This window comes from Vitiosangium sp. GDMCC 1.1324, from assembly GCF_003044305.1.
Classification (GTDB): Bacteria; Myxococcota; Myxococcia; order Myxococcales; family Myxococcaceae; genus Archangium.
The window spans coordinates 77,313-87,749 of sequence record NZ_PZOX01000031.1 but is presented as its reverse complement, the minus strand read 5'-3'; the positions used below and the strand labels follow the sequence as shown (position 1 = coordinate 87,749).

Here is a 10,437-nt window from a genome sequence, read left to right as displayed (position 1 = left end):
TCTCCAGCCCGTTTTCATTCGCGAGCCCGGGACAGCAGGCGCAGGCCACCGAGCAGCAGTCCCACCCCCACTACGGCCATGCGCAGGCCCCAGCGCGGGGGAGGCCTGCCCAGGCCATTGGTCACCCAGCCGCGCTCGGGGTATTCGCCCGAGGGGCCTGAGGCCCCATACGCCTTCGCCATCCGCACCACCTGCGCCACGTGCAGAGCCTGGCGATCCGTGTTCTGGGCGATCTGCTCCCGGCAGCTGAAGCCATCGGCGATGAGGAGCGTGTCCTTGGGTGTCTCGCGCACCTTCGGCAGCAGCACGCGCTCCCCCACCTTCTGGGAGATCTCGTACTTCTCTCCCGCCTCGAAGCCGAACGAGCCCGCCATGCCGCAGCAGCCTGTCTCCGGTGCCTCATAATCCAGGCCCAGCTTGTCCAGCAGGGACGTCTCATCGATGAGCTGGAAGAGCGACTTGTGGTGACAGTGCCCATGCACCACCGCCTTCTTCTCCAGGCGGGGCAGGTGCGCGCCCTGGGCATACTTGTCGAGGAACTCGCTGAAGAGGAACGTCTGCCGCCTCAGCTGCTCGGCCAGCCCCGCGTCCGGGAAGAGGTTGCGCAGCTCGTCGCGGAACACGGACACGCAGCTCGGCTCCAGCCCCACGAGCGGCACCCCGTCCTCTATCTCCTTGCGCAGGCTCTTCAGCGTGCGCCGCAGCAACCACTTCGCCGTGGGCAGCATGCCGAAGTCGTAGAGCGGCCGGCCGCAGCACAGGAAGCCCTGGGGCACCACCACCTCGAAGCCCGCGTCCTCCAGCACCTCCAGCGCCGACGCCGCCGTCTCCGGGAAGAAGTGGTTGTTGAAGGTGTCCGGCCACAGCATCACCCGCCGCCGGCCCTTGCCGCGCGACACCGGCCGGCGCGCCACCCAGTGCTGGAAGGACTCGGGGGCGAAGCGGGGCATCTTCCGCTCCGTTGTCATGCCGCCCAGCTTCTGGAGCCATTCCTTGCTCGGCGAATGCTGCGTGAGGAAGTTCACGGCCCCCGGCGCGAACATGGCCGCTCGGGCCCAGAACATGATGAGGCCCATTGCGTAGGCGGGCCGCGGGCGCAGGCGCCCCTGGTAGTAATGCGAGAGGAACTCCGCCTTGAGCGTGGCCAGGTCCACCTCCACCGGGCAGTCCCCCTTGCAGCCCTTGCACGCCAGGCACAGGTCCAACGATTCCTTCACGTTCTCGTCGCGCCAGCCCTTCTTGACGACCTCGCCCTGCAACATCTCGAACAGCAGGTGCGCCCGGCCTCGAGTGGTGTGCTTCTCCTCCTTCGTCACCCGGTAGCTGGGGCACATGGTGTCGCCGCTCTCGCGCCGGCACTTGCCCACGCCCACGCAGCGCTCGGTGGCGCGGTGCAAGCGGCCGTCGTCATCCGGGTACTGGAAGTGCGTCCGGGGCTTCCACGTCCGCGCCTTGTAGTCCCGGCCCAGGCGCAACTCCTGGTCGATGGGGTTGGGGTCCACCACCTTGCCCGGGTTCATCTTCCCGAGCGGATCCCAGATGCTCTTGAACTCGCGGAAGGCGCGCACGAGCTCCGGGCCAAACATGCGCGGGAGGAACTCGGCACGCGCCTGGCCGTCGCCGTGCTCGCCCGACAGCGAGCCCCCCATGGACACGCACAGGTCCACCGCATCGCTCATGAAGGAGCGGAAGTCGCGCAAGCCCTTGGACGAGACGAGGTCGAAGTTGATGCGGGTGTGCAGGCACCCCTGGCCGAAGTGGCCGTAGAGCGAGGCGTCATAGCCATACTTGTCGTACAGCTTGCGGACGCCCCGGAGGTAATCGCCCAGCTTCTCCGGAGGCACCGCCGAGTCCTCCCACCCGGGCCAGTTGTCTGGCTGACCGGGCACGCGCGCGGTGGCTCCGAGTCCGGACTCGCGCACCTTCCACACGTGCTCGATGTCCTTCATCTCCGAGTACAGCTTCATGGTGGACGCGAGGCGCTCCCGCTTCACGGTGTCCATCACCTCGCGCGCCTTCTCCACCGCCTCCTCCTTCGTGTCCGCGCCGAGCTCGAGCATCAGGTAGCCCTTGCCCTCCGGAAGCAGGCGGACGAACTCGGCGTGCGAGCTCTTGGGGTGGAGGGACTCCATCCGGGTGATGTCGCCCTTGAGCAGCACGTAATGGATGAGCTTCTGGTCCAGCCCCTCCAGTGCGAGCGGCTTGAACCGCTCGGAGAACTCGGCGGCGTGGTCCGCCGCCTCATAGACGTCAGGGTAGCCGAACAGCACCACCACCCGGTGCGGCGGGCTGTGGACGAGCCTCAGCTTCGCCTCGAGGATGGTGACGCACGTGCCCTCTGAGCCCACGAGGGCGCGCGCCACATTGAAGCCGTGCTCGGGCAGCAGCGAGTCGAGGTTGTAGCCGGAGATGCGCCGGGGGATGCGTGGGTAGCGGCGCCGGATTTCATCCGCGTAGCGATCCCGGAGGTCGCGCAGCTTGCGGTAGATGTCACCGCGATGGCCGCCGGCCCGGATGAGCGCCTGGAGCTCCGCCTCGGAGGTGGGACCCACCTTGAGGCGCAAGCCGTCATAGGTAAGGACGTCCAGTTCCAACACGTTGTGGGAGACGGGCCCGGCCATCTGCGCGTGCGAGCCACACGAGTTGTTGCCCAGCATGCCGCCCAGCGTGCAGTGGTCATGGGTAGCCGGGTCCGGGCCGAAGGTGAGGTGGTACTTCTCGGCCTCGTTGCGCAGGGTATCGAGCACGGTGCCGGGCTGGACGCGGGCCGTCTTGGTGCCCGCGTCGATCTCCAGCACCTTGTCGAGGTACTTCATCCAGTCGATGACCACGGCCACGTTGCAGCACTGTCCGGCGAGGCTGGTTCCGCCGCCGCGCGACAGCAGCGGGGCGCCGTACCGCCGGCAGACGCGCACGGTCTGGAGGACGTCGGCGATGCTGCGCGGAATGACGACGCCGATGGGCACCTGGCGGTAGTTGGAGGCATCGGTGGCGTAGAGCGCGCGGCTGCCATCGTCGAAGCGGACCTCGCCTTCCACGGAGCGGCGCAGCTCCGCCTCCAGGCCACGCACATCCACCGTGACATCACTGCCCTGCGAGCCTGGGAGCGAGCGCGGACCCGGCCGCTTGAGTGAGACCTTCGAAAGGGTGCGTTGGATGGCGTCCATGGGCCGCATGCCTGGCTCCTCCCCCGTCCAGCAGGTGCCTCGCGACGTGCGGGCACGGGAGTGAAGCTAGGCACCCGGCGCCCAGGAAGGGCTCAGGCGAGACCCGGGGCGCGCGCTCGCCCGCCCGTCCCACCGGCGACGCTCACGGCGGTGGGAGGAGCGGGGCCAGGGAGGGCGCAACCAGGTTCTGCTTGGCCTGCTCCACCGTCACCCAATCCTCTTTCAGCAGCCCGCCGGTGTCGCTCGAGTTCGGATTGAGGCACCAGAAGGTGAAGCTCAATCGGTTGTCCCGGATGTAGCCCGTGAGCGTCTGCATCCACTGCACATCCGATGGCAGCTCCAGCTTCGAGCCAAACTCGCCCACGAACACGGGCGCGATGTCTTCCTTCGCCAGATAACCCCAGGTGGCATCCCAGACACCGGGCAGGTTGGCGGGGTAACCGGTGGACGCCTTGTCCTTGAACCACGGCTGGGCGAAGACGCTCTCGGGGTAATCGTGCGTGGAATAGACGAGCTGCCCAGGCACGCTCAGCCGGACGGGAAAAGCACGCGCCCCTCGCTGGTTGCCGCCCCACCAGTACCACTGCCCCTCGTGGACCTCGATGCCCCCGACGATGATGAGCAGGTGCGGGTTCTCCTCGAGGATGGCATTGCCCACACGCTCCGCGGCCAGCCGCCAGTCCGTGTCCAGGTTGCCGTCGCCCCAGGTCGCCGCGCCGTGCGGCTCGTTGTACAGATCGACAGCCACCACCGTCGCGTCTCCCTTGTAGCGCCGGACCAGCGTCTTCCAGTCCTCGATCCACACCGCCTCTTCGGCCGCGCGGTTGCTGCGGTACCAGAGCTCGGATTGGCCCGAGGAGTCCGGACGATGGCGATCCAGGATGACACGCAGCCCTCGCTCCCGAGCCCCGTCGATGAGCTTGTCGAGCACCTGGAGCGAGGTGAGCCCGGAGAGCTCGGGGTTGTAGGTGCTGTAATTGATATAGGTTGGATCCGGAGACACGCCCGGGCGCAGGATGTCGTTGGAATAGGGAATGCGCAGCACGTTGTAGCCGAGCGACTTCACCTGATCGAGCACGCTCCCCAACGAGCGCTGGTGCAGCCCATAGGGCACACGGGAGGGGCCCTCGAACCCGAACCAGTTCACTCCCGTCAGCCGCACCTCCTTGCCCGAGGAGTCCAGGATGCGGCTGCCCTGCGTGTGCAGGTAACCCGAGCCATCGCCTGCCGGCCGCGACACCTCGGTACAGGCCGAGCTCAACAACAGTCCCAGGATGAGCAGATGGCGCATTGGCAATCACTCCTCGAGCGAGGGGAACCCACCTGGGCCACCACCGTAGTGCTCGCCGAGATGCGCTGTCCAACCGGGTTTCCCGACGGGGCTCGTGGAACCTTCTCCCCTCGCTGTATCGCGGCAATCGATTCCGCCACCATGCGTGAATGGGAACATGCGAGTTCCCCTCCTGCTGCTCACCTTGACGCTCGGTATGGCCGGCTGCGCGCGGCATATCGGCTCCACGCGCCCTGTCGCGCCCCAGGCCCCGCGGACACACTGGACGCTCGAGCCCTCCCAGGCTTTCGATGCCCTGGCCGTCGTCAACCTGCTGCGCGATGACCCGTTCTACGTCACCCGCTACCCGGAGGCCGCGCGCCGATTCTCGGAGAGGCTCGGCCCCACCGAGCGCCGTGCCCTGGAGCACCTCACCCAACGTCTGAAGGTACAGGCGGGCGAGGTGGTGCCCGCGAAGCTGATGCTCGTCTTCTCCACCGCACAGGTGGCCACGCTGGAGGACCTCGTGCGCACGGTGGAGGACGATGCCGCGTGGGGGCGGCTGCGGCAGGCCTATCTCGCCACGTCCTACGGTGAGGGCGAGGACTTCTCCGAGATGAACGACGTGCGCGAGGACCTGCGCGTCCTCCTGCGCTACCTACGGGACATCGGCTTCGCCCAGACGTGGACCCAGGAGGATCTGCCCGCCCTCCAACGCTTCATCGAGGAGAGCCAGCCGCGGCTCTCGGCCTACGACGTCATCGCCCTGGACGAGGAAGTGCTGGGGCGCCGTCTGCCCACCGAGGGCATCACCGCCTACGTGCTGCGCTACGCCAAACCTCACGGCATCCGGGTGGCGGGCTGGCGCTTCGTGACGGACGTCACCTATCCGCTGGAGGTCACGGTGAAGACGGCGCTCCACGAACTGCTCCATCCGCCCTTCACGCGCACGGGGGAGCTGCACACGGGACTGTCCGCGATGGAGCGGGACCCCTTCTTCCAACGGCTGGTGAAGGAGCACGACCCGGCCTTCGGCTACACCACGCCCGAGGGCCTCACCGAGGAGGACTGCGCCGAAGCCATCGACGTCTTCAACGCGGAGCGGCTCGGCCTGCTGCGGACGAAGACCGGAGAGTCCCTCACGGGCGCACAGTTCTTCGCGCGCCACGACGACGGCATCCACGTGGTGGCCTTCATCCTGTACCAGGAGCTGCGGCGCGTCCGGGACTGGTCCACCTGGAAGGGATATGAGGACTTCCTGTTGGGTCTGCTGCGCGATGGGCGGCTCGCGCCCGGCCAGCTGGAGGCCACGTTCCGGTCCTACCCGGACGCGTACGAGGTGAAGGCACTCGCGGGCAGGCCCTGAGCCTCCCCGGAGGAGAAACCCGAGGCTCCCAGCCCCCGCCGGAGGGCAGGCGGGCGGCATGCACCGAGAGGGGACAGACGAGCAGGGCGGAAGCTCCCGGTGCCGCGAGTTGTCCCCCCTACTCAACTCGAACGAAAGGAACGCCGTTTGAAGAAGTCCTGGATGCTCTCCGGTCTCCTGCTGCTCCCCACGATGGCGAGCGCGAGTGTGCTGTGGAAGGGCGATTTCGAGACGGGTAACGCTTCGCAGTGGAGCAAGGAGGAGAGCGTCAGCAGCAACCGGCTCCTCGTGGAGACCGACCGGGTGCGCGAGGGCACCTACGCCCTGCGCGCGCAGGTGAACCAGGGCGACAACCCCATCCATGCCAGCGGCAACCGCAATGAGCTGGTCTACATGGACGACTCGCTCCTGGACGGCAGGGCCGAAGGGGCCGAGCGGTACTACAGCTGGAGCACGCTCTTCGACGAGAGCTACCCCAGCGAGAACACGTGGCAGGTCTTCACCCAGTGGCACCACACGGGGCTGAACGGCTCGCCGCCGATGGAGTTCTACGTCATGGGCGAGGAGATGAGGATGCGCGTGGGCGGGGAGCGGGCGCAGGACTTGTGGAAGACCCCTCTGCAGCGCGGCGTCTGGAACGACTTCGTGGTCCACGTGAAGTGGAGCTCCGACCCGAACGCGGGCTTCGTGGAGCTGTACCACAATGGCCAGCTGGTCGTTCCGCTCACGCCCATGGCCACGCTGTACCCGGGCCAGGGCGTCTATGTGAAGCAGGGCCTCTACCGGAACGCGACCATCGCGCCCGAGGGCGTAGTGTTCCACGACGGCTTCACCGTGGCCACGGATCTGGCGGACGTGCTCCCCCCCACCACGACCGCCGCGACCAACTGACCTGTCCAGCCTGCCTTCGTGAGAGGATGGCGGGCATCGTGAAGACACTCCGCGCCTCTCTGTTCGCCACGCTCCTGCTCGTTCCCGCGGCTCCGACCCTCGCGCAGGAGACACGCCCCGCCGGGACCGCGGCACCGGCGCCCCCCGTGACGGATGCCTCCCTCTCGCTGCTCGAGCCCTCGGGCGACGGTTGCGAGTGGGCCCGCTTCGAGCCCCTCTCCTCGGCGCGCCAGGTCCTCGCGAAGCTCGCGGTGGACTGCCAGGGCGGAGCGACCGCGTTGAGCCGGGATGGCAAGCGCGGCGCGGTGCGGTTCTGGCGAGGCGGTGTCAGTGCCCCCGTGGTGGGCAGGCCCACGTACCCCGAGAAGTTCCCCTCCTCCGCCTTCCGCGACCGCTTGTTCCTCGTGGACCTGGTCACGGGAGGTGTCGAGGAGCTTCCCCTGCCGTCCTCGGGCGAGCTCATCGAGTTCGGCTTCGATGCCGGAGGCCGGCTGCTCGGGCTCAGCATCCAGAAACCCACGCCAGAGCAGGAGCGGGCGGGCGCGGTGGAGGTCGATGGCACCCGAATCCTGTTCGACCTCGACAGCAGGGGGCACCCGCTGCTGGCCCACGCCTTCACCTGGCAGGGGGGAGCGTGGACACGGCTGGACGTGAAGGCGACCAACGAGAGCAGCGGTACCGGGGTCCTCGCGCTCCGCAAGGAGCTCGGTGAACGCGCGAGCCGCTCGTTGGATCCACGCATCTCCCCCGAGGAGATCGAGGACGATGCGGTGCTCGACCAGTTGTATGCCTTCACCCCTGAGCAGCCCGATGGTGAGTGGGTCAGGCTCGAGCGCGGCGGCAACACGCTGGCGTTGTGGGGCACGCCCTTCGGCGACGGACTGCTGGCGACCGGCCTGCTCCGGCGGGTGGAGAAGAGAAAGGCCATCCCACTCCCCGGCTTCACCTACCGCGCGAACGACCTGATCAGCATCCAGTCCCGAGGGCCCTTCCTGCTCATGTCACTCGCGGACTCCGGCGGACATCCGCGCATGTACCGAGGCAGGAAGCTCGTCTGGAGCTCGGAGACCGCGCGGGCGGTGACGTTCTGGCCGAAATGAGTCCACCCTCGGAATGGGGCCGTGCGTGGTGGGCGCGCGTGCCCTCACCCGGGAGGAGGATGTCTGTGGCCAACCCCAGCGCGCGCAGCAGCGCGAGGAACCCCCACCCCAGGTCGAGCTCCCACCAGCGGATGCCCAGCCGGGCCGAGCGCGGGAAGGTGTGGTGGTTGTTGTGCCAGCCCTCCCCCATGCTCAGGGCGCCGAACAGCAGGCTGTTGAATCCCTGCACGGCCGCTCCCGCGTTGTGCCAGTCGCGATAGCCGCTCCGATGCGTGACGTAGCCCACGAGCCAATGACCGGTGGTGCTCACCGTCACGCGCACGAAGCTGCCCCACACCAGCCAGGGCAGTCCCCCCAGGGCCCACAGCAACACCGCCCAGGGCAACTGCTGCAACATCCAGGTGCGCTCGAGGAAGCCGTGAAAGGCATCCGCCTCCACTCGGGCGTCCAGGCGGGGCTCGAAGGGCCGGGCGAACTCGAAGCGGCAGTGCAGGTTCCAGAAGTAGTCGCGCCAGGCGGACTGGCGATGCGCGAAGTAGTCGTGGCAGTCGGGCTGGTTCTGGTGGAAGTCGCGCGTGTTGTGCATGCGCACCAGGCCTCGAGGTCCGCCCAGGCCCACCAGCACTCCCAGGTAGGTGAGCGTGTATTCCAGCCACCAGGGCACCCGGTAGGAGCGGTGGATGAGCCCCCGGTGGATGCCCACGGAATGCCCCACGCACAGCGTCAGCGCCGTGCTCACCGCGAAGAGCACGAAGGCCGACAGGGTGAACGTGGGCACCGCCCCCACCAGCGCCACCAGCGTGATGAGTCCGAACCAGAGCGACCGCCCCGCGCTCCACCGCACCCGCCCGTCTCCTGAACCCATCGTGTTCGCACCAGACATGGCCACCTCCGCCCGGCAGTACCGGAAGAAGTGGCCGCGGTTGCGGGCCGAACGCTTCTCGGTGGCCCCCCTCGTGGATAGATCAACCTGTGACCGCGGTGCGCATCGCGGAAAGAGGGAGGACACATGCGCGAGAGCATCCTGGCAGCCACGATCGCCGCGGTGTCGTGGGGAGTGGCGGGAACAGCCAGCGCCCAACAGCAACCCCCCGCTGGCGCCTACCAACTCCAGCAGCCCCCCGCCGGCACCTATCAACTCCAGCAACCCCCCGCTGGCGCCTATCAACTCCAGCAGCCCCCCGCTGGCGCCTACCAACTCCAGCAGCCGCTCTACGGCACCTACCAGCTCCAGCAACCGCTCTACGGCACCTACCAGCTCCAGCAACCGCTCTACGGCACCTACCAACTCCAGCAGCCGCTCGGTGGCGACAATGGCGCCCAGGTTCTCCCGGAGGGCTATTACATCCAGGAGGCGCCCCCCGGCGGCTACTACCTCCTGCAGGGGGGGCCCTATGGCTATGACTTCGTGCAGACCCCCTTCGGCGGCTACTACCTCCAGCAACCCATCGAACCGCTGCCTCTCGAAGGAGATGAGCCTCTCTACTGAGAGCGTGTTCCTCTGAAAGGCGAGGCGCGATACACCTGGGGTCGCCATGGCAGAGACCCCGATGAACATTCCCACCGTCGACCTCACCGACCTCTCGTCGAACGACCCCGCCCGCGTCGAACGCGGCGCGGCGGCCCTCCGGGAGGCCTTTGGTGTCTTCGGCCTCGTGTACGTGAAGAACCACGGTGTCGATGCCCAGGCGCTCGCCCGGTACTACGACGCGTTTGGCGAGTTCGTCGCCCGGCCGCTTGAGGCCAAGCGGCCCTACGGCCGCGCGGACATCTGGTACCAGCGCGGCTGGACGCCTCCGAACACCGAGGTGGCCGTCGCGAGCAACGGCCAGCCGGACTTCAAGGAGTGCTACTTCGCCGCGCCCTACCCGACCGACGAGAGCTCGGCGCTCGAGTTCCCGCACATCTACCCCGAGAACGTGTGGCCCTCGGATGCGCCGCCGTACTTCCAGGAGGGACTCCTCACGCTCGGCCGGTCGCTCCACGAGGCCGGGCTCCAATTGCTGCGCGGTGCCGCGGTGGCGCTCGGGCTGCCGGAGACGACCTTCACGGACGCCTGCCAGCGGGGTCCGCACGTCACGCGCGCCCTGCAGTACCTGCCGCTCGGCCCATCGCAGGTGAACACGGGCATCCTCTGGGGCGAGGAGCACACGGACTTCAACCTGCTCACGCTCCTGCCCGGGGGCCGGTTCCTGGATCCCCAGGGACAGCCATCCAAGAGCGGGCCGGATGACAAGAGCGGGCTCTACCTCCGCACGCGCGCAACGCCCGAGGACCCGAAGGGGCAGATGGTGCGCGGCACCGCGCCCGCGGGGTGCATCGTCGCGCAGGTGGGCCAGCAGCTGGAGATCCTCACGGGCGGCACGTTCCTCGCGACGCCGCACGTCATCACCGCGCCCGGTGTGCCCGGCTGGCAGCGTCAGTCGGCCGCCCACTTCATGCACGTGCACACCAGCACGGTGCTCTTCCCGCTCTCGAAGTTCCGGACCCCCGAGGCCATCCAGAACTACGCGCCGCCCGTGCTCGCGGGCACGTACGACATCAAGACCCTGGTGGACATCGGCCTGGCGCCCACGAGCGCACTCGACCAGCTCGGCTACCGCCACTACGACCGGCTCAACCGCATGCGCGCGGGCGCATAGC

8 protein-coding genes are annotated in these 10,437 nt (G+C 68.2%); 5 read left to right on the top strand and 3 right to left on the bottom strand.

Annotation, left to right across the window (positions count from 1 at the left end; genetic code table 11):
- Nucleotides 1-14 precede the first annotated feature (14 nt).
- Nucleotides 15-3,176 carry an FAD-binding and (Fe-S)-binding domain-containing protein gene (locus DAT35_RS51810; protein ID WP_108076905.1) on the bottom strand — a complete coding sequence of 1,054 codons (3,162 nt, stop codon included), beginning with the start codon at nt 3,174-3,176 and terminating at the stop codon, nt 15-17.
- Nucleotides 3,177-3,309: 133 nt separating this feature from the next.
- Nucleotides 3,310-4,458, bottom strand: a complete 1,149-nt coding sequence (locus tag DAT35_RS51805; protein WP_108076904.1) for a glycoside hydrolase family 5 protein — start codon at nt 4,456-4,458, stop codon at nt 3,310-3,312.
- Nucleotides 4,459-4,615: 157 nt separating this feature from the next.
- Here DAT35_RS51805 and DAT35_RS51800 point away from each other — a divergent pair, with 157 nt between their 5' ends.
- The 3 genes from DAT35_RS51800 to DAT35_RS51790 all read left to right on the top strand — a co-directional run bounded on the left by DAT35_RS51800 (nt 4,616) and on the right by DAT35_RS51790 (nt 7,794).
- Nucleotides 4,616-5,803, top strand: coding sequence for a hypothetical protein (locus DAT35_RS51800; RefSeq protein WP_108076903.1), 1,188 nt, complete (start codon nt 4,616-4,618; stop codon nt 5,801-5,803).
- Between the two features lie 147 nt (nt 5,804-5,950).
- Nucleotides 5,951-6,694: a polysaccharide lyase gene (locus DAT35_RS51795; RefSeq protein WP_108076902.1), complete on the top strand. Its 744-nt coding sequence runs from the start codon at nt 5,951-5,953 to the stop codon at nt 6,692-6,694.
- Between the two features lie 38 nt (nt 6,695-6,732).
- Nucleotides 6,733-7,794, top strand: coding sequence for a hypothetical protein (locus DAT35_RS51790; protein WP_233262211.1), 1,062 nt, complete (start codon nt 6,733-6,735; stop codon nt 7,792-7,794).
- Here the strand turns inward: DAT35_RS51790 and DAT35_RS51785 are convergent.
- Nucleotides 7,691-8,677: an acyl-CoA desaturase gene (locus DAT35_RS51785; protein WP_108076900.1), complete on the bottom strand. Its 987-nt coding sequence runs from the start codon at nt 8,675-8,677 to the stop codon at nt 7,691-7,693. The two genes, DAT35_RS51790 and DAT35_RS51785, sit on opposite strands and share 104 nt — an antisense overlap.
- Nucleotides 8,678-8,803: 126 nt before the next feature.
- On the opposite strand from DAT35_RS51785, the gene DAT35_RS51780 reads away from it, so the two are divergent.
- On the top strand, nt 8,804-9,283 hold the full coding sequence (locus tag DAT35_RS51780; protein ID WP_108076899.1) for a hypothetical protein: 480 nt from the start codon (nt 8,804-8,806) through the stop codon (nt 9,281-9,283).
- A gap of 61 nt (nt 9,284-9,344) precedes the next feature.
- Nucleotides 9,345-10,436, top strand: a complete 1,092-nt coding sequence (locus DAT35_RS51775) for an isopenicillin N synthase family oxygenase (protein ID WP_233262210.1) — start codon at nt 9,345-9,347, stop codon at nt 10,434-10,436.
- Nucleotide 10,437 lies beyond the last annotated feature (1 nt).